20 protein-coding genes are annotated in these 20,924 nt (G+C 35.7%); all 20 read left to right on the top strand.

Going from position 1 to position 20,924, the window contains the following annotated elements:
- The 20 genes from ACOMC3_RS13810 to ACOMC3_RS13715 are packed head-to-tail and all read left to right on the top strand — an operon-like array spanning position 1 to position 20,923.
- Positions 1-414, top strand: coding sequence for a VOC family protein (locus ACOMC3_RS13810; RefSeq protein WP_420316469.1), 414 nt, complete (start codon positions 1-3; stop codon positions 412-414).
- The gene (locus ACOMC3_RS13805; RefSeq protein WP_420316468.1) at positions 404-1,858 is read left to right on the top strand and encodes an MBOAT family O-acyltransferase; all 1,455 of its coding nucleotides are present in this window, start codon (positions 404-406) and stop codon (positions 1,856-1,858) included. The genes ACOMC3_RS13810 and ACOMC3_RS13805 overlap by 11 nt, the downstream gene beginning before the upstream one ends.
- 5 nt (positions 1,859-1,863) lie before the next feature.
- Entirely contained in the window at positions 1,864-2,814 is a 951-nt protein-coding gene (locus ACOMC3_RS13800; protein ID WP_420316467.1) for a hypothetical protein, read from the top strand.
- A gap of 20 nt (positions 2,815-2,834) precedes the next feature.
- Positions 2,835-4,145, top strand: coding sequence for a hypothetical protein (locus tag ACOMC3_RS13795; protein WP_420316466.1), 1,311 nt, complete (start codon positions 2,835-2,837; stop codon positions 4,143-4,145).
- 5 nt (positions 4,146-4,150) lie between these two features.
- Positions 4,151-5,281: a DegT/DnrJ/EryC1/StrS family aminotransferase gene (locus tag ACOMC3_RS13790; RefSeq protein WP_420316465.1), complete on the top strand. Its 1,131-nt coding sequence runs from the start codon at positions 4,151-4,153 to the stop codon at positions 5,279-5,281.
- Complete coding sequence (locus ACOMC3_RS13785) at positions 5,278-5,853, top strand: acyltransferase (RefSeq protein ID WP_420316464.1); 576 nt, start codon at positions 5,278-5,280, stop codon at positions 5,851-5,853. Before ACOMC3_RS13790 ends, ACOMC3_RS13785 begins: the two co-directional genes overlap by 4 nt.
- On the top strand, positions 5,850-6,818 hold the full coding sequence (locus ACOMC3_RS13780; RefSeq protein ID WP_420316463.1) for a Gfo/Idh/MocA family protein: 969 nt from the start codon (positions 5,850-5,852) through the stop codon (positions 6,816-6,818). The genes ACOMC3_RS13785 and ACOMC3_RS13780 overlap by 4 nt, the downstream gene beginning before the upstream one ends.
- 10 nt (positions 6,819-6,828) lie before the next feature.
- On the top strand, positions 6,829-7,923 hold the full coding sequence (gene wecB, locus ACOMC3_RS13775; protein ID WP_420316462.1) for a non-hydrolyzing UDP-N-acetylglucosamine 2-epimerase: 1,095 nt from the start codon (positions 6,829-6,831) through the stop codon (positions 7,921-7,923).
- On the top strand, positions 7,916-9,190 hold the full coding sequence (locus ACOMC3_RS13770) for a lipopolysaccharide biosynthesis protein (protein ID WP_420316461.1): 1,275 nt from the start codon (positions 7,916-7,918) through the stop codon (positions 9,188-9,190). Before wecB (ACOMC3_RS13775) ends, ACOMC3_RS13770 begins: the two co-directional genes overlap by 8 nt.
- Entirely contained in the window at positions 9,190-9,807 is a 618-nt protein-coding gene (hisH, locus tag ACOMC3_RS13765) for an imidazole glycerol phosphate synthase subunit HisH (protein ID WP_420316460.1), read from the top strand. The genes ACOMC3_RS13770 and hisH overlap by 1 nt, the downstream gene beginning before the upstream one ends.
- A 1-nt stretch (position 9,808) precedes the next feature.
- Positions 9,809-10,579 carry an AglZ/HisF2 family acetamidino modification protein gene (locus tag ACOMC3_RS13760; protein ID WP_420316459.1) on the top strand — a complete coding sequence of 257 codons (771 nt, stop codon included), beginning with the start codon at positions 9,809-9,811 and terminating at the stop codon, positions 10,577-10,579.
- Positions 10,576-11,730 carry an N-acetyl sugar amidotransferase gene (locus tag ACOMC3_RS13755; protein WP_420316458.1) on the top strand — a complete coding sequence of 385 codons (1,155 nt, stop codon included), beginning with the start codon at positions 10,576-10,578 and terminating at the stop codon, positions 11,728-11,730. The genes ACOMC3_RS13760 and ACOMC3_RS13755 overlap by 4 nt, the downstream gene beginning before the upstream one ends.
- On the top strand, positions 11,727-12,902 hold the full coding sequence (locus tag ACOMC3_RS13750; protein ID WP_420316457.1) for a hypothetical protein: 1,176 nt from the start codon (positions 11,727-11,729) through the stop codon (positions 12,900-12,902). Before ACOMC3_RS13755 ends, ACOMC3_RS13750 begins: the two co-directional genes overlap by 4 nt.
- Positions 12,903-12,922: 20 nt before the next feature.
- Positions 12,923-14,188, top strand: coding sequence for a glycosyltransferase (locus ACOMC3_RS13745; protein WP_420316456.1), 1,266 nt, complete (start codon positions 12,923-12,925; stop codon positions 14,186-14,188).
- A complete protein-coding gene (locus ACOMC3_RS13740) occupies positions 14,176-15,537 on the top strand; it encodes a glycosyltransferase (RefSeq protein ID WP_420316455.1) in 1,362 nt (453 codons plus the stop codon). The genes ACOMC3_RS13745 and ACOMC3_RS13740 overlap by 13 nt, the downstream gene beginning before the upstream one ends.
- The gene (locus tag ACOMC3_RS13735; protein WP_420316454.1) at positions 15,534-16,736 is read left to right on the top strand and encodes a hypothetical protein; all 1,203 of its coding nucleotides are present in this window, start codon (positions 15,534-15,536) and stop codon (positions 16,734-16,736) included. The genes ACOMC3_RS13740 and ACOMC3_RS13735 overlap by 4 nt, the downstream gene beginning before the upstream one ends.
- Positions 16,729-17,838, top strand: coding sequence for a non-hydrolyzing UDP-N-acetylglucosamine 2-epimerase (gene wecB / locus ACOMC3_RS13730; protein WP_420316453.1), 1,110 nt, complete (start codon positions 16,729-16,731; stop codon positions 17,836-17,838). Before ACOMC3_RS13735 ends, wecB (ACOMC3_RS13730) begins: the two co-directional genes overlap by 8 nt.
- The gene (locus tag ACOMC3_RS13725) at positions 17,835-18,758 is read left to right on the top strand and encodes a class I SAM-dependent methyltransferase (RefSeq protein WP_420316452.1); all 924 of its coding nucleotides are present in this window, start codon (positions 17,835-17,837) and stop codon (positions 18,756-18,758) included. The genes wecB (ACOMC3_RS13730) and ACOMC3_RS13725 overlap by 4 nt, the downstream gene beginning before the upstream one ends.
- Before the next feature lie 24 nt (positions 18,759-18,782).
- Positions 18,783-19,997: a hypothetical protein gene (locus ACOMC3_RS13720; RefSeq protein WP_420316451.1), complete on the top strand. Its 1,215-nt coding sequence runs from the start codon at positions 18,783-18,785 to the stop codon at positions 19,995-19,997.
- Entirely contained in the window at positions 19,994-20,923 is a 930-nt protein-coding gene (locus tag ACOMC3_RS13715) for an NAD-dependent epimerase/dehydratase family protein (protein ID WP_420316450.1), read from the top strand. The genes ACOMC3_RS13720 and ACOMC3_RS13715 overlap by 4 nt, the downstream gene beginning before the upstream one ends.
- Position 20,924 lies beyond the last annotated feature (1 nt).

Here is a 20,924-nt window from a genome sequence, read left to right as displayed (position 1 = left end):
ATGACCGAATTGCCAGGAATTGAGTTTAAGTTTCATCATACTGGCTTAATGGTGAAGAGTATATCTGATTGTATCCATCATTACTCAAAGGTCTTTGGTGTTGAAAGCATCTCGAGAGTTTATGAAATTGATTCGCAGAAGGTGAATGTAGTTTTTATAAAAAATGGTGCAGAATGTTATCTGGAGTTAGTAGAGCCATGGGGAGAGGAGTCCTCTAGTTATAATTTGCTAAAGAAACATATTAGTTATTATCACATAGCATATCAAGTAAGTGATATTAATGAATCTGTTGCTTATCTGGAAAGCTTAAATTACAAAGCCTTGGAATTGTTCACATCTGAAGCATTTGATGGCAGAAGCTGTATTTTCTTATTTTCACCCGAGGCTCATTTGATTGAGTTGATTGAAAGCTGATATACTAGAAATGCTCTTTACTTCACCAAAATTCATCGTTTTCTTCATTGTTTTTTTTGGACTTTACTGGTTTGTCTTTGCTAAAAATCTGAAACTTCAAAATCTGTTAGTACTTTTAACCAGCTACCTGTTTTATTCAATGTGGGACTGGAGATTTCTTATTCTTCTAGTTGGAATATCGGTAATAACCTTCTTTCTGGGTTTAGGTATTAAGCGAACTAGGAATGATAAAAGAAGCAAATGGCTACTTGTTTTTGGTATTGTATTGGTCATAGGTCAGTTGGCTTTTTTCAAGTATTTCAATTTTTTCATTTCTTCGTTCAATAAATTATTGCTGACAATTGGCTTCACAAAGAGCTTCGACATGCTTACTCTTGTGCTACCTATTGGAATTAGCTTCTATACTTTTAGAATTGTCAGTTATCTTATTGATATCTATCATGAAAAAATAGAACCTGCCACAAATCCAATTATCTATTTCACCTATGTTGCTTTTTTTCCAAGCCTAATCTCTGGGCCAATAGACAAGGGCTCTTTATTAATTCCGCAATTGAGTAAGCCACGTTCATTTAATTATGCCCAATCAGTTTCTGGCATTAGACAAATCTTGTGGGGTTTTTTTAAAAAGATTGTAATTGCTGATAGTTGTGTTGCACTGACGAATCAGATATTTTCAGACTACTCTATAATGCCTCCTATTATGTTGCTTTTGGGGGCGTTTCTATTTACTATTCAACTTTATGCTGACTTTTCAGGATATTCAGATATGGCTATTGGGTTTTCTAAGTTGATAGGATTTAAAGTCACTAAGAATTTTGATTTTCCATTTTTTGCCCAAAACATTGCTGAATTCTGGAGGAAATGGCACATCTCGTTGACTTCCTGGCTTACTGAATATGTTTTTACTCCCTTAAATATTGCATTTCGAGATTATGGTAAAATGGGTATTATTCTAGCTATACTTATAAACTTCACCATTATTGGGTTTTGGCATGGAGCTAATTGGACTTTTATTCTCTTTGGGGTACTACATGGCTTATTTTATATACCGTTAATTTATAATGGAACAATGTTTAAAAGCACTAAAATCAAAGGAAAAGGGATCTTTCCTACTAAACTAGAATTTATGAGAATATTGGGAACATTTCTTATCGTAATGTTCACATTAATCCTTTTTAAATCAGAGACGGTATGGGATGCATTCTTATTTATTAAGATGATTTTTTCTGCCTCAATTTTCTCTATTTCACATTCGTTTCCAGTTGGGGTTCTTATCCTTATTTTCATATTTATGACCATAGAATGGTTTGGAAGGACAGGAGATTTTGCAATAGAAAAGTTGAGAATACCTACCTTCCCAAGGTGGTCATTTTACTTGGTTATTTTTTTGCTAATCTTTCTTAAATCAGGAAAGCAGCAAGAGTTTGTGTATTTTCAATTTTAGCATAAATGAAACATTTCCTATTCCGACTTGGAATAATTTCTGGTTTAGCCGCTTTCTTGATTATACTGGCCATATTAGTCCCGATAATAATCATCGACTCGAAGGCTGAATTTGTATTACCTAAGTCCACTGAAAACTTAATACTGGGCACATCAAGGTCTGAATGCTCATTCAATGACTCTCTAATAACCAATACCATAAACTTTGCACATTCTGCTGAATCATATTATTACAGCTATTTGAAGCTTAAAAAGCTACTCGAATACAATGAAGGTATTCGAAACGTATTTATCGAGTTTTCAACTTATCTTATAAGTGATAGGATGGATAGTCGTATTTGGGGAGATAAGTACCTTAATTGGAGGTATCCCAACTACTCCTCTTTTATGAATCACCAGGATTTACAGGTGATAGCAAGGAACAATTGGAAAGGGCTCTTAATTATTCAATCTCTTAGTGCTAGAAATAACATCAATTATGTACTAACTAGCTTACCAGATCCACTATTATATTTTGATTGGGGTGGCTATTTGTACTTAGAAAGAAACAAAACAGATTCACTCCTTAAAATGCTATCAAAGCAGCCGATTGAGAAACGATCTTATAATATTTCGGCGGTAAATCAAGAGTATCTGATTAAAATTATTAATCTCTGCAGGGAGAAAAAGGTTGGTGTAATCTTTGTTCGTCCCCCTATCCATGCCAAATTCCCACATATTGACGAAAATGTTTGGACTACAAAAAACAATTGTGAGCTACTAGCATCTATAGAGTATCTGGATTTCAAGGATTTTCCTTTGCTTAATTCTGATTTTGGGGATCTTGAGCATTTAAATCACAGAGGCGCCAGGAAATTTTCACACTTTTTTAACATATTACTGGAAGAGGGATTACTAGAGCAAGATGATAAGCAAGGATTCATTCACAGCAGCATACGAAATGAGTTGGGAGATTAATCAATTTCAATTGATGGGTAATGGGAATTAAAGACCTCATAATCACACCAGTATTTCTGATGATCCTTTTGACAATTGCTGTCTTTGTGAAGAACTATTTCTCGAATACTGCTACTCGGAAATATTTTATTGCTGCATTATTAGTTCGTTTCTTGGGAGCCATTTTTTTAGGATTCATTTATCAGTTTTACTATGAAAGTGGTGATACCTTCATTTACTGGAGGCATGGAAGTCAATGGATATGGAAATCCTTTATGGATAATCCATCCGTAGGATTAAAGCTTCTCTTTACCACTGAATTTCAGTTTGAGTCAGATATGTATTTTTACTCAAAGCACATTTGGTACTATCGTGATTCTGCTTCCTATTTTATTGTCAGATTAGCTACAATAGCAGACCTAATCACCTTAGGTACTTATAGTTCATCTGCTTTATTATTTGCATGTTTTAGTTTCTCTGGGGCATGGGCCATGTTTTCAGTCCTTCAAAGAAAGTATCCTGCAAATACGAAATGGCTTGCTTTTGCAATCCTTTTTGTTCCTTCGGTGATCTTTTGGGGGTCAGGAATTTTGAAAGATACAGTCACATTAGCATCGTTGGGCTGGATAGTCTGGGCCCTTGTGAGGTGGTTTGATTTTAGAATTAGAAGTTGGAAGGAAATTATTGCTATCATAATTGGAGTATGGATTATTTTAATAGTAAAAATTTACATATTGCTGTGCTTTATTCCTGTAATACTAATTTGGTTGATGTTCAAATTGATTTCAAAAGTACAAAACCAAGTTGCTAGAATTTTAGTACTACCATTTATTATAATTGTAGTTTTTACATCAGGGTTTCTGATAGTTAATCAGCTGGGAAAGGTTGATGAGAGATATAATCTATCAAAGCTTCCTAAAAGGATTCAAATAACAGCATATGATATTAGGTATGGATGGGGAGCGAGAACCTCTGGAGATGGTGGTTATGATATTGGATTGCCTGACGGCACAGTATTAGGTACTTTAATTCTATCCCCAAAGGCAGTTAATGTAACATTATTTAGGCCTTACCTATGGGAGGTTAGAAATCCATTGATGCTATTAAGCTCTATTGAGGCACTGTTAATAATGATTTTCACCATTAAGTTTGTCTTTTCCGGTAAGTTGTTTGCCTTGAAAAATGATTATTTTCTCTTCGCCTGCCTGATGTTTTCTTTATTGTTTGCTTTTGCGGTTGGTGTTAGTACATTTAATTTTGGCACACTCATGCGATATAAAATTCCAATAATGCCATTTTACATTACCGCATTAGGAGTTATTAGTGCTAGGAAGCAACACATTAATCAATAAAAAACATGAGTGAACTTGATATTAAAATGGTTGACTTGGTTGGTCAAACCAATAAAATCCGGAAAGAATTAGAATTGGCAATAAACGACGTGATTGATGGCTCCCAGTATATTAAAGGGCCAAGTGTAACTACTTTCGAGGAGAACCTTGGTCAATTTCTAAACTCAAAGCATGTTATTTCTTGTGGAAATGGTACCGACGCGCTTCAAGTTGCGTTAATGGCTCTCAACCTTGAGGAGGGCGATGAGATAATTGTGCCTTCATTCACATATGTGGCTTCTGCTGAAGTTATAGCGTTATTGGGATTAAATCCTGTTTTTGTTGATGTTGATCCTAAGACATTTAATATTAATGTTGAGCAGTTGGAAAATTTGATTAGCAACAGAACAAAAGCAATCATACCGGTCCACTTGTATGGGCAAGGAGCTAACATGGATGCCATTATGTCTTTTGCTAAATCACATGATTTTTACGTGGTTGAAGATACAGCACAAGCAATTGCGTGCCCAATAAAAGTTGGTTTAGAATTTAAAACAGCAGGGACCATTGGAGATATAGGAACACTTTCCTTTTTTCCCTCCAAAAATCTTGGTTGTTTTGGAGATGGAGGGGCGATTTTAGTTCAAGATGATGATTTAGCTAATCGAGTAAGAAAGTTGGCCAATCATGGGCAAAAGTCTAAGTATGAATTTGAGTTGGTTGGCTGCAATTCCAGGTTGGATTCAATGCAAGCTGCTATTCTTGATGTGAAATTGAAATACCTTAAAGACTATATAAATGAAAGACAGAAAGTAGCGTCATATTATGATGGGCATCTTGCTGAGTTGTGCGATATAGAGATTCCATTCCGAGACAAGGATAGTGGACATGTTTTTCATCAGTATACAATAAAAGTTGAGGCTCAAAGGCGAAACGAATTTATAGCCTACCTGAAAGATGCCGGAGTTCCAACTCAGATTTATTATCCCATTCCCATTCATATGAATGAAGCATATGAGTACTTAGGATACAAGGGAGGGGATTTGCCGATAACTGAAAAATTAAGTGAGTCAGTCTTTTCTTTGCCGATGCATACGGAGCTATCTCAAAATGAATTGGATTATATTGTTCAAACCATTCATAAGTTTTTAAAATGACTGATACATTTTTCATACATGAGACTGCTGTGATCGATGAAGGAGCTAAAATCGGTAATGGCACCAAAATTTGGCACTTTTCACACATCATGACTAATTCTGAAATTGGTAAGAATTGTTCACTAGGTCAGAATGTGGTGATTTCACCAAAAGTCAAAATTGGCAACAATGTTAAAATTCAGAATAACGTCTCCGTGTATACTGGTGTTATTTGCGAAGATGATGTTTTTTTGGGACCATCCATGGTTTTCACAAATGTCATAAATCCGAGAAGTGCTGTTAGCAGAAAAGAAGAATTTAAACACACCATTGTTGAGAAAGGAGTTTCAATAGGTGCTAACGCTACAGTGATTTGTGGAAATAAGTTGGGCAAATATGCATTTATAGGAGCCGGTGCAGTCATCACAAAAGAGGTGGATCCTTACGCTCTGGTAATTGGTAATCCAGCAAAGCAAGTTGGATGGATGAGCGAATATGGATCTAAATTGGAATTTGATGATGATGGAAATGCGATTTGTAGCGAAAATGGGGATCGATATCAACTCATCAACAATCAAGTAAGTAAACTATGAGTAAAGATTTTGCTTTAATAGGGGCAGCCGGTTACATCGCTCCACGACACATGAAAGCCATTAAGGAAACTGGGAACTATCTTATTGCTTCTGTAGATAAGAACGATTCTGTTGGTATCATTGACTCTTATTTTCCTCAATCATCTTTTTTTACTGAGTTTGAGCGTTTTGATAGACACATTGATAAACTTAGAAGGGAAGGTCGACCAATTTCTTATGTCAGTATTTGCACCCCTAACTATTTGCATGACGCTCATATTCGATTTGGTCTTAGAAATGCAGCGGATGTCATCTGTGAAAAACCTCTTGTGCTTAATCCATGGAACATTGATGCGCTTGAGACCATTGAAAAAGAATCGGGGAAAAAGATTAATAATATACTTCAGTTACGATTGCACCCTAGCTTGGTAGCCTTGAAGAAAAAGGTTGACAAGGAAAAATCTAAAACGTTTGATGTAGATCTCACTTATATTACCTCAAGAGGTAGTTGGTACTACACTTCCTGGAAAGGTGAGCAGTCAAAATCTGGTGGCATTGCCACAAATATAGGCATTCATTTCTTTGATATGTTACACTGGATTTTTGGCTCAGTAAAGAAAAATAGCGTACACGTGAGAACCCATGATAGAGCGTCTGGAGTTCTTGAACTGAATAAAGCGAATGTTCGGTGGTTTTTGAGTATCAACAGTGAAACCTTGCCAAAAGATGTGAAAAAAAAAGGACAGGCTACTTATAGGTCGATTACCATAGAAGGGAAAGAAATTGAGTTTAGTGGTGGATTTACTGATCTGCATACAAGAAGTTACGAATCCATCCTTGAAGGAAATGGATTTGGGTTGGAAGAAGCAAGAAGCTCAATTGAAATTGCACATGATATTCGTCATGCTGAACCTATGGGACTCGTTGGAGATTATCATCCATATGCTAAGTCTCCACTATCAAATCATCCTTTTGATAAATATTAGGATATTCTAAATGATTAAAATAGTTACAGTAGTTGGCGCAAGACCTCAATTTATCAAAGCTTCTGTAGTCAGTAAAGCTTTTGAAAATTGCACTGAAATAAGAGAAATAACTGTTCATACTGGCCAGCATTATGATCAAAATATGTCTCAGATCTTTTTTGATCAGATGGAAATTAAAAAACCAGATTATAATTTAGGTATCAATAGCGGGAGTCACGGATCCATGACTGGGAAAATGCTAAGCGCAATTGAAGAAGTTCTATTGAATGAAAAGCCTGATTATGTTTTAGTCTATGGAGATACTAATTCAACACTTGCCGGAGCATTAGCAGCAAAAAAGCAAAATATCAAAGTAATTCATGTTGAAGCTGGACTTAGAAGTTTCAATAATAACATGCCTGAGGAAATTAATAGAATCCTCACGGATCGAATTTCCGATCTTCTATTTTATCCTACGGACACTGCAGCAAAAAATTTAAAATCAGAGGGTTTCCCATATCCAGAAACAAAAATGGTATTAAGTGGTGATGTTATGTTTGATGCGACATTGTTTTATTCACAGAAATCAAATGATGTATCTACAATACTCAGTGATCATAATTTATTGAATACACCATATGTATTATGTACAATCCATCGGTCGGAAAATACAGATTCTAAAGAACGATTAGATTCAATTGTAAAAGCAATTAATAAAATTAACGATGAAATTAAAGTAGTTCTCCCAATTCATCCAAGAACGAAGAAACAAATACAATCCTTTGGAATTCATTTAAACCTTAATCCAATAGATCCTGTGGGTTATTTTGATATGATTCAACTATTGAGCAAGTGTAAATTGGTAATGACAGATAGTGGAGGGCTACAAAAAGAAGCGTATTTTTTTCAGAAACCTTGTTTAACATTAAGAGATGAAACGGAGTGGACAGAATTAGTTGATAAAGGATATAATATACTATGTGGTGCATCGAAATCAAGAATTATTGAAAATGCACATCAAATTATGGGTTCATTACCGGATTTTGAGAAAGGTATTTATGGAAATGGACAAGCAGCACAAATAATCAGAAATGAAATTCTGAGTACGGTAGAAAACCATGCGTAAGCTCAGAGATATAATAAATAATGATATATATCTCAAGAATTTTTTGACATTGTTCTCAGGAACAGCAATTGTTCAAATACTTCCTTTTTTTACTGCACCAATAACAGCTAGAATTTATGAACCTGCAGATTATGGCTATACTGCAATGTATACAGCTGTAGCAAGCTTGTTTACGTTGCTTATCTCATCACACTATGTTCACTTCATTATCCTATCCAAAAGAAAGAAAGATGTCATTAATGTAATGGTATTGACCTTGATTATTGGAATCATCGTAACTACTGTGTTAACGGCTATAATTTTGCTGTTGAAAGAGGACTTTATTTCAAAAATTCTAAATAAAGAATATGCATTTTTTCTTTACCTGCTGCCGCTTTCTGTTTTCATTGGTGGATATGGAGGGGTAATTGGGACCTGGAATAACAAACTTGGCAAGTATAAATTGATGGCAACAATCCGGTTAATTGATGCATTATTTAGTATTGTTATTGTTATTGTTATTGGAATTCTTGTCGATGGTCCTTATGGGTTATTTATTGCAATCATTTTTGGCCCACTAATAAGCATTAGTATTAGTACTTTCTATTTTTTCAAAGATGATTCAAGCTATTTAAAATTAATCTCTTTTAGATGGTTATGGGTTCTTCTGAAAAGGGAGAAAAAATATGCTCTGTTCATTTTTCCAAGCGACTTGATTAACAAGTACATCAATTTACTACCACTATTCGTTATCGAAAATTTGGGAGGAAAATCAAGCCTGGGTAGCTATCAATTTTCCCAAAGGATTTTGGGGATGCCTATCAATTTTATTGGTTCTTCAATTCTAGAAGTTTTTCGTAAAAAGGCAATAGACGATTATCATGAAAACGGTAATTGCCTGACTACATTTAGAAAGACTTTTTCAATATTATCTGTCCTGAGTATTATTCCCACTTTGATTCTGATGATTTGGGCACCTGAGATTTTTCAGTTTGTCTTTGGAGACAAGTGGTATGGGGCAGGTCGGCTTACACAAGCACTCAGTGTATTATACTTTTTTAAAATGGTTTCCAGTCCCTTATCTTACATGTACTATATAGCAAAAAAAACGAAAGAAGATCTAATAACTCAAATAGCCCTTGTACTACTAAATCTACTAGCTTTGGCGCTTGGATTTTTTTATTTTGAAGATGTTTTCATGATGGTGTTACTCTACTCACTTTCTTATTCTGCTATTTATGTTGTACAACTTGTGCGATCCTATCATTTTGCTAAGGGAAAGAACTGATGATTACAATTTTAGATTACGGTGTTGGAAATCTAGGGTCCATTAAAAACATGCTAAAAAAATTAGGATATACGTCTGAAATTGTATCAGATAAACAAAAAATATCTCTAAGTGAAAAGTTTATTTTACCTGGAGTAGGGTCGTTTGATAATTGCATGGTCCGCTTGAGGAACGCACCTTTTTTTGAAACCTTTCAAAAAAAAGTGCTGCAAGAAAAGGTTAATGTTCTGGGAATTTGCGTCGGGTTTCAGATGCTATTTGATTCCAGTGAGGAAGGGAAGCAACCTGGGCTGGGGTGGATCAAAGGGAAGGTTGTGAAATTTGACGCCACGAAGCTTTTGCCCTCCTTGAAAATACCTCATATGGGGTGGACAGATGTCAATATCCACAAATCCTCAAAATTATTTTCGGGGCTCGTTGAAGACCCGCGATTTTATTTTGTTCATTCGTATCATGCTATTGATACTGTCGAGGAAGAAGCATTTCTTACATGCAAGTATGGTTATGAATTTGTATGTGGAGTTGAACTTGGAAATATAATGGGAGTGCAGTTTCACCCTGAGAAAAGCCATACGTTCGGAATGCAACTTCTTTCAAACTTTGCATCAAATTATTGACATGAGAAGAGTTCGTGTAATTCCAACATTGCTGATACAAAACGGAAGGTTAGTCAAGTCATTTAAATTCAAAAAGCATGACTATCTCGGTGACCCTATCAATGCGGTCAGAATTTTTAATGACAAGCAGGTCGACGAACTTGCTTTGTTGAATATATCTACGGATAGGCACAAAAAGGAAATCAATTATGACTTTATTGAGCAGATAGTTAGCGAAGCATTTATGCCAATTGCCTTTGGAGGAGGCATAAAAAATATAGATCAGATTAGAAAAATTCTTAATCTTGGGGTTGAAAAGGTTGTGATCAATAAATCTCTTTCGAACAAAGATTTGATTAGAAATGCAGCCTCAGAATTTGGTAGCCAGAGTATACTGGCCTCAATCGATATTAATAAAAATTTTTTGGGGAAGGAGGGTGTGTATCTTGACAATGGAAGAAAAAAATGGAGTAGTAACACGCTGGGCTTTGCCATTGAGTGTGAGAAACTTGGGATTGGAGAGATAATTCTTCATTCCATATATAAGGATGGTACCTACAACGGATATGATCTTGAGCTGCTGAAAAAGGTCAGTGATGAAGTAAGCATCCCTGTTGTGGCTCTAGGTGGTGCAAGTTCTATCGAAGATTTTTATAAAGCGGTTGAATCTGGTGCTTCTGCAGTGGCTGCTGGAAGTTTATTCGCATATTCGGGAAAAAGAGAAGGAGTTTTAATCAACTATCCCAAGCAAATAGAATTGAAAGAAAAGCTTTTTAATCGACTGACTAGATGAAACAGTGTGTAAACTGTGTTATGGACACGACCACCAATGATATTTCCTTTGACGAACAGGGAGTATGTAGCTATTGTAGGTCTTTTGAAAAAATCTCTAAGAAGACTATTTATCGATCGGATGAGGTGAAAAAAGCCGAGTTGGATCAGAAAGTAGCCTTGATTAAAAAGATAGGAACGGGTAAAAAGTATGATTGTGTCCTTGGTCTAAGTGGAGGTGTAGATAGTACCTATCTGGCGTATTTAGCACATTCTTTAGGGCTAAGACCACTATGTGTACATTTTGATAATGGGTGGAACACCGAAATTGCGGTTCAGAATATTCATAACATTGTCAATAAACTTGGCTTTGATTTACATACTTTCGTCATGGATTGGGAGGAGTTTAAAAATATTCAGTTAGCCTACTTCAAAGCGTCGGTCCTTGATCTGGAAGTGCCAACAGATCAATTCATTTTTGCCGCTTTATTCAAAACAGCTGCTAAAAGAGGTATTAAAACCATATTGAGCGGGAATAATATTGCAACGGAATTTGTGCTTCCATTAGATTGGAGGTATCAGAAATTTGACTTGGTAAATTTATATAAAATTCATTCCCGGTTTGGAAATGGTAAACTTAAAAAGCTACCTAAACTAGGCTCAAAGCAGAGGCACTGGTACGAAGTGGCTCATCAGATCAGATTGATCCCCATCTTAGATTTGGTTCCATACAAGAAACTGGAAGTAAAAGAATTAATCCAGGATAAAGTGGACTGGAAAGATTATGGAGGCAAACATTATGAATCAATCTTTACTCGATGGTATCAAGGTGTATATCTACCAGAAAAATTCAACATTGATAAAAGAAAGGCACATTTATCTAACCTGATTGTAAATGGAGAAATCAATAAAAGTCAGGCTATTGAAGAATTGAATTTACCAACCTATGATCCCAAGCTTCAAAAGTCCGATGTTGAATATGTGATCAAAAAATGGGGTTTGACTGAGGAAGAATATCATGTTATCATGAAAATGAACCCTGTTGATCATCAGGAATACGGGACCCAATTCTCATTGTTTCATAAAGCAATGTTCCATCTTTTTAGACTATTAACGTACCTTCCAATTCGAATTGGCAGATTAATGCGGATACTTCCTAAGCCTCTAATATGAAGTATTTATATGTTGCATCAATAGGCAGAAGTAGTGCAAGTGGTGTTGTCAACAAGGTTTTAAATAAGGTTAACTACCTCTCCCAAAAGTTAGACATTGAAGCACTGTTAATTTTCCAGGAATTGGATCACATATCAATCAGTTTTCGATCCAATGTAAAAGTGGTTCAATCTAAAGCCGATTTTTTTAGCACAGCCATTCGCCATATTGATACCAGCCAATTTGACTGTATCATTATGAGATATCAGGGAGCTTCTAAGAGATGCTTCCGTTTTCTCCAAAAGTGCCAGGCGAAAGTAGTCTTTGAGCATAACTCTATCGAAGGAAAAGAAAAATGGTTTTACATTAAATCTTTTAACATAAGGGATTATGCTTATTTGATTTTCAATGGAAAATTCAAAACTATTTATCGGGAATGGCTAAGCTTATTTGATGAGTATTGGTATTCGAAGAAGTGTCTTTCTTTGGCTTACGCAGGAATTACTGTAACAGATGAAATTGCTAGGTATGAGAAATGTAGATATAAAAAATATATCACTAAAACCATTAGTAACGGTATTAACACAGAAAAAGTATTGAAAAGATCTGTACCGTCATTGGATGATTCAAAACCCTTTACAATGATCTTCTTTAGTGGTACAGATAAAGGCTGGCATGGTCTGGATCGGCTGCTCAGGGGGATCAAAAATTATACTGGTGCCTGGAAATTACGATTGTTTATCATAGGCCTTTATCATAAGAATAATGATATACTAATATCACAAATTAATAATGGAACCCACGAGGTAGTATGTACTGGAATGCTCGATTCTCCGCAGATGAAAAAATACGCAGATGAGTCACACATTGGCATTGGCAGCCTTGGTCTACATAGAATCCCTCTTTATCAAGCATGTACACTTAAAACACGAGAGTATTGTGCCCTCGGGTTACCACTGATGATAAGTCATGATGATATTGATTTAACTTCATATAGTTCTTTTGCTCCTTTCTATTTGAAAGTGCCTGCGTCTGAAGTGGAAGTTTCTATTCAAGCTATGATAGATTTTTCCAACAAAGTTTATGAAATTGTTGATTTTGACAAAAAAATGAGAACATTGTGCGAGAAGCATTTGGACATGTCTGTGAAAATGGACCAGCTATCATTGTTTCTTGAATCTGCTGAAGCTTGAGTCAAATACCGATTATCAGAATGAATGACATTGACGACCACTCTAAATGTTGCCTTGCGGTAATTACAATTGAGCCAAATGAAGAGCCTTTTTTGGTACAAGAGCTTTATTACCATGCTAAAAAATTTGATCAGGTTTATGTTTTACCCTCAACCCTAGATTCAGAAATAAAGACAGATTTCAAGAATATTCATATTAGCACCATATTAATGAGGAATTTCAGTGACAAATCGCATATTATACGAGTGCTAAAAAAGATGCCATGGACAGTTTTAATGATTTTCGTTTTCGAAATCATGAGAAATCCAGCGCGAATAAAGTATTTAATCTACTGGAAAAGCATGCTAGACTATCTGTGTCAGGATCTGGATAAATTTCATGATTTGAGGAATTGGATTCTTACAAAAGAGGAAGAACAGTTAATATTCTATGATTATTGGTTCCTTAATGCCTCGATCAGTCTTGCACTTCTCAAAAAAAGAAAGGTAATCAAAGGGTTTGTCACAAGGGCTCATGGATTCGATCTCTATGATGAAAGACATCATGAAGCAACTGTACCATTTAGATATTTTAAGGTCATGCACGCTGATTCCATATATTGTGTCAGCAAGCACGGCCAGGACTATTTAAAATCGAAAATCCCCAAGAAGTATCATCAAAAGATTAAATTGTCGTATCTAGGTGTTCGGGTGAATACAGAGGGAATAAGTCTTTCGCCAGCAGATACTCAGCCACAATTAGTGGTATCTTGTGCCACTTTATTGGATTTTAAGAATGTTCATAGGATCCCAGGGCTACTATCTGCTATTAAGGACAGAAAAATTAGATGGGTGCATTTTGGCGATGGGCCATTAATGAAAACGCTTCTAGATGAAATAAAAAAGCTGGATTCAAACGTATCAGTTGAGCTCAAGGGTAATGTTGAAAATCATGAGATCATTAGATTTTATAAAGAAAACTATATCAGCCTGTTTATTGCATTGAGCTATTCTGAAGGGTTACCTGTTTCCATTATGGAAGCGGCAATGTTTGGGATTCCGACCATTGCTTTTAATGTTAATGGTGTGTCAGAGATTGTTAACGACAAATCCGGATTTTTACTGAGCCCAGATACAGATTGGAATCAAATTAAGGAACATTTTGGGTCATATCTTCAAAGCTCTTCTAATTTTGATAGACACCAAATCAAGAATCTGGCTGAAAAAAATTTTTGTAGTGAGCAAAACCATTTGGCTTTTATCGATTCCTTAAAAAACCACCCTAACATTGCAAAATGGCGGAATTGACTAAACCTCGGGTACTATTTATTTGCTATGATTTTCCACCATTAAATACAGGTGGATCACGTCGGGCTTTTAGGTTTTGTAAGGAGCTAATGAAAAATGGTTTTGATCCTATGGTTATAGCACCAGAGCTAAACGATAACTATGCAAAAAAAATTGATGCGACTTTAGCAAACGAATTACATGATTCCGGAATTGTTGTTGTAAGGACAGCTATGACAAAAAGAACCAGATACTGGAATCAGATTGGTCATAAATTGATTTTCAATCTGGTCGATGATATCTATAGAAGATGGAAGAAAACGCTTTTAAAAGAACTAAGGAATCAAGTTTCAATACAAAATATAAGCTGCGCCTTCATATCAGTGCCACCATTTAGCCTTACTGCTCTAGACAAGCATTTGATACAGCTGAAAATACCATACATACTTGATTTTAGAGATGCATGGTCTCAATGGGTTATTGCCCCATATTTTACACGAATTAACTACAAACTGATTTTTCATAGAGAGAGAAAGGTTTTAGAAAAGGCAAATTCTATTCTTGTAGTTTCCTATCAAATGAAATCAGATTTTTCCAAGCTTCATCCTATTAGATCGGATAAAATAAAGGTGATTACAAATAGTTTTGAAGATACACTTTCTGAGTATCCAAGAGAGTTTGTCTTCAAAAAGAATCAACATATTAAGATTGTCTATGTAGGTAGTTTCTACTATAATGAGAAGTCACATCATCTTATCATGAAGAGGTGGTGGCAGAAGGCGCCACATCAGATTTTTCAATACATACCAAAGAGAGAGAATTGGTTTTACAGAACACCCTATTTTTTCTTTCAGGCTCTTCATTCCTTATTCGAAGCAAACCCTGAATACAAATCAAGAATAAGGGTAGAATTTGCAGGAAAAATCCCATCTTGGCTTCCTCAACAAATTAGTGAATTTCAGCTTGAAGAAAATGTGAAATTATTTGGTTTCTTAGATGCTCAGAAATCACTGGAGTTACAAAAATCAGCGGATATGCTTTTGATTACATCGATGAAGGTGGTAAATGGGCGTGACTATTGTATAGCTGGTAAAACATTTGAGTACATTCAGGCCAAGAAACCAATACTTGGTTTTGTAACCGAGGGTAGCCAAAAGGATTTCTTAAAACGAATTGGAAGCGGAATCATTTGCGATCCTGATGATGTGTTAGGATCTACTCGGAGGTTAAAACGGGTTTTTGATGGTAAAATAGCATTGAAGCCAGACAAGAAATTTATAGATTCTTTAAGTAGCCAGCATACTGGAATGTTGCTGTCAGATGTAATTAAAAAATTCTTAAAACCTATAAAGTCAATAGTTAACGAATGAAAATACTATTGGTAAGCATATCATTTCCACCCAAGAAGGATCCTGAATGCATTCAAACAGCTAGGTATTTTAAATACCTTTCAGCGATACCCTCTCTTGATTTTGAAATATTAACAACATCCAAAACCCAAAACATGCCCTTTGATCAAAGTATGAAAAAATACGACAAAGGGTATATGAGTAAAACTGAAATCAAACTGGTTGAGAACAAATTCCTGAATAGTATCATTAGCAGGGTATATCCAAGTTTATTTTTTCCCGACTTCAAGTCACAGTTCATAAGAAAATCAAAAAAGGTATGTTTGGCAGAGAAGCCTGATGTAATCTACTCTCGTAGTTTTCCTGTGAGTAGTGCAGTAGCAAGTTATTTCCTACATCGAAGGTTGGAGGTGCCATGGATCATGCATTTAAGTGATCCCTGGAGCTTGACTCCATTACACTCGTATAGCCAGGGTACCTTAGAGAAGCATAAAAAGATGGAGGTTATTTGCATTCAATCTGCTTCTGCAATCACATTTACCAGCAAAAAAACGGTTGAACTTTATCAAAAACATTATCCTGAATTCTCTAATAGATTCCACTATTTCCCTAACGTATTTGATGAATCAGACTATCGAATCACTGATTTTGGATGGAAGAAGACAATAAAAATCGTTCATACAGGAGGCCTGATTGGATCTAGGAATCCCTCGTATTTTTTTGATGCTTTCAAGAAACTTAATCCAGAAGAGAGAAGCCACTTCGAAATAATATTTGCTGGAGACACAGATAGAAATTCGAAGAGAATTCTCGGCGAAATGACGCATCAGTTTCCAAATGAGGTGAAGTATTTAGGTTTATTGAGCCAGGAGAATGCGCAAGATCTTCAAAGATCTGCCGACTTACTCTTAGCAATTGATAATCCAATCAATGACTTTAAATTGTCTCTTTTTTTTCCTTCAAAGTTGCTGGACTATTTTCTTGCCCAAAGAAAGATCATTGCTATTACCCCACGTGAGAGTACAACCTCAGAAATTCTTTCTAGTCATTATATATTCGAGCACCAAAATTCAGATAAATTAGCTCAACATTTAAGAAATTCAATCCAAAATCATCGATTAAAAAATGTTGATTTCTTCTATAATTCAGATATTCCTGAAGAGTATAGCGCAAGATTTCAAGCTGAAAAACTCTCAAAACTGATAAGCTCTTATGCCTAAAATTAGTATTATTCTCGGTACCAGACCTGAGGCTATCAAGCTTATACCATTATACAAAGCTCTGGTGGATGCGGGTCATAATGTCAGCTTGTTTTCTACAGGACAACATCGGGAAATGTTAGTCCCAATTTTCGATTTTTTTAAGGTTTATCCTGATGAAGATTTAGAACTTATGATTCAAAACCAAACTCTTGCAGGCTTCTCTTCTCTGGCATTCAATAAGCTTGACAAGCTTTTTACCAAAGATACCGCAGACCTGTATCTTGTTCAGGGGGATACTACAACCGCCATGATAGCTGCCAATGTTGCATTTTATCAAAAAAGGAAATTGGGACATGTGGAAGCTGGGCTAAGAACAGGTAATTTATACTCCCCATATCCGGAGGAATTTAATCGTCGTGTCATTTCTATTACTGCAAATTATCATTTCGCACCAACGCAGAATGCCTATGATAACCTTATTCAGGAAAAAGTGAATGGCAAGGTTTGGATGACTGGAAATACTGTAATTGATAGTTTGCTTTTTGCAGATAGGGAGGTTAAAAAAGATGACGGTTTGTTCAGAAGAAGATTCAATTTTATTGAGGAAAGCAATAAAAATATATTGATCACTTGTCATCGAAGAGAGAGCTTTGGAGACGACTTACAACAGATTTGTCAAGCAATAGCCAGCCTGGCTGAACATTTCAAAGATTACATATTCATATACCCAGTACATATGAATCCTAATGTCAGTGGAGTGGTCAAGAAGAGACTCACAACTATTGAAAACTTACATCTCATTAATGCTGTCACCTATTCGGAAATGGTCTACCTAATGGGTAGGTCTCGTCTAATCCTAACAGACAGTGGGGGAATTCAAGAAGAGGCTCCTTCACTGAATGTTCCTGTTGTTGTCATGAGGAATCATACAGAAAGACAGGAAGGTATAGAAGCAGGGTGTGCAGTTTTAAGTGGAACGCAGGCTGCAGATATAATTGATCATACCATCAAAATTCTAGGTGACGAAGCATTATATAGTCAAATGGCTGATGCAAAGAATCCGTATGGAAATGGGACTGCTTCAAAGGAAATAGCAGATATTATAAGTGGAATTTTATGAACGGAATAGAATTGATGAATATGGATAAAAGGCTCACATATATTATTCAGGAATTAAGCCGCAAAAATCCTTTACATGGTAAGAAGTTAAAGAAGAACCTTGAAGACTTTGATGATCAATATTTCGAAATAGCTTCGAATTTCTTAAATAAACTAGATGGCTTACTTCAATCCAAAGACAAAAACATTGATTATGCTATTGAATGTTATTTGCATATGCTTGCAGATGTAACCTTTGACACAATCGACTTTATGCGAACTGGCAAGTATCGTAGTTCTTCATTCGAGGAAGTAAATAAGCGGGTCTATGACAATCCTGATATTATGGAATACTACATGTATGGATTGCTGCTTTCACAAATTCTATGGACGCAACATTACGAGATATTACGTCATTTTAACAAGATAATTAAGAAGAATAAATTGGTGAGGAACTATCTTGAAATAGGAGCGGGACACGGCTTATATTTATCAGAGGCCATCGAAATTGTCGGTAAGGAAGCTAACTATGATGTTGTTGACATCAGTGCAAGTTCTATTTCAATAGCCAAAGAAATGGCGAGAGGTAAAGACGTCAATTATTACTTATCAGATGTTTTTAAGTTTCATCCGAATAAAAAGTATGACTTTATCACATGTGGAGAAGTTTTGGAACATATGGAAGACCCGGCTTCACTCTTAAATAAAATTGCCTCGATGCTTAGTGAAAAGGGTAAACTATATATAACCACACCTACTAATGCTCCAGCTATAGACCATATCTACTTATTTACAAACGCTGAAGAAATAAGAGAAATTATTTATTTAAGTGGCTTTGAGATCGTGGAAGAAACATGCTTTTACTCAGAAAAGTTGGAAAAGGAGCAGTTAGAGAAGTTTAAGGTTTCCATGCTTTATGCTGGTTTGTTGATTAAAAAATAAACTATATAAACTCATTGTTCTGTTTTGAGGAAGAAAAAGATTATCGTTTATTTATACAATTCACTTGAAGAACCACTGATCCAGGGGAATATTTTTCTTTATTTGGTTGATGCAGCCAAATCAGGAAAATATAACTTCTATATTATCACTTATGAGCAAAAGCAGTTTGAGTTGAGTTCCGATGAAAAAAGAAAGAAAAGGGAAGAACTTTCTGCAATCAATATCTCTTGGAAACCATATTCTTGGTCTACTGGATCTAATCTCAAAAAAGCGATTGATTTTACCAAAGCACTCTCTTTTATATGGTATCTAAGGGTTTTCAAAGGCTATAAGTCAATTATTTCTCTTGCGTCGGTTGCGGGTGCGTATGCTTATATATACAGTATGTTATTTCGTCTTAAACTCTACCTCTACCAATACGAACCTCATAGCGAATACGGGCTTGATGCCAAATTATGGACGGAACAAAGCTTAACTTTCAAGATTTTGAAGAGGCTTGAATATTCTTCTGCAAGAAGAGCAAGGGTGATATCAAGCGGGACAGATTACATGAGAAATCGATTGAATCATTGGAAAATTAAGGGTAAATTTTTCAAGATACCGAGTGTAGTAGATCATAATCGATTTGTTTTTGACTGGTCAGCAAGAAGAAGTGTAAGGCAAAGAATTGGACTAGAAGATCATGACACATTAGTCATATACCCCGGCAAGTTTGGTGATCTTTATTACAACAATGAAATTGGGGTCTTTTTCAAGGCACTTCTAGATGAATCAAATCGTTATTTCTTCGTGATATTAACTCTCACCGATATGAAGATGGCTCAGGATGCTATGCTTAACAATAATATACCATCAGACAAGTATCTTATTAGTTCGGCTAGCTATGAGGAGATGTCTGAGTATCTTTCAGCTGCGGATATTGGAATTGTAGCAGTACCTCCTCAGCCTTCCAAAATTTACTGTTCAAACATTAAGGTTGGTGAATATCTGTGTAATGGCCTTCCATACCTTATTTGCGAGGGTGTCTCTGAAGATGATAAATTTGCCCAAGAGACAAATACTGGAGTCACAGTCAAAGAATTTTCAAGATCTGAAGGAGCAAAAGCACATGAGAATATCTCGGTATTATTGAATGAGGAAAAGGAAGAACTTGTTAACCGCTGTAGAGAAGCTGGGATTAAATACAGAAGCTTTCAGTTCTTAAACCCAAGATTTAGAGAGGCAATAGAAACGTTATGAAGATCAAAAGGTCAAATATTTTAGTAACCGGTGGAGCCGGATTTATTGGTAGTTCACTTGCCCAGAAATTATGTGATTATGGACATCATGTAGTGGTTGCTGATAATTTAGAGACTGGTGATTTTTCGAAAATCCCCACCTCCACAAATTGTAGTTTTATAAAATGTGATGTCAATAATTTGTCGGAGATTCAGCCAATCATGACCTCCTTCAAATTTGACTTTGTATTTCATTATGCAGCGCTGGTAGGAGTTTTAAGGACATTAGAAAATCCAGTAAAAGTTCTGGAAGATATTCAGGGGATACAAAATATTCTTTCTCTCTCCAAAGCGACTGGAGTTAAGAAAGTTTTTTATTCTTCCTCCTCCGAGGTATATGGAGAGCCAGTAGAGTTACCACAGCATGAACACAAGACCCCCTTGAATTCTAGGTTGCCATATGCAGTGGTTAAAAATGTGGGGGAAGCTTTTTGTAGGAGCTATCAACAAGAATATGGATTAGATTTCACAATTTTTAGGTTTTTCAATACCTATGGCGAGAAACAAAGTGAAGATTTTGTTATCTCAAAATTCTTTAGATGTGCTTTGAAAAATGAGGATATCACTATTTATGGAGACGGAAGCCAAACGAGGACCTTTTGTCATATAGAAGATAATCTGGAAGCTACCGTAAAAGTTTTTGAAGAAAATCTCTTTACCAACGATGTATTGAATATAGGTAATGATCATTTGACTACCATCATTGAGTTAGCCCAGGTAATCATAAGACTCACGGACTCAAAGTCTAAGATTATATTCCTTCCACCACTCAAGGAAGGTGATATGACAAGGAGGCAACCAGATATTGGCAAGATGAAGAAAGTACTTTCACGAGACTTTATCACTTTGGAAGAAGGAATTAAAGAATTAGTGAAGGGAATCAATTGAG

This window comes from Ekhidna sp. (assembly GCF_965212185.1).
Taxonomy (GTDB): Bacteria; Bacteroidota; Bacteroidia; order Cytophagales; family Cyclobacteriaceae; genus Ekhidna.
The sequence above is the reverse complement of the archived record's forward strand: the minus strand, read 5'-3'. Positions and strand labels throughout refer to the sequence as shown.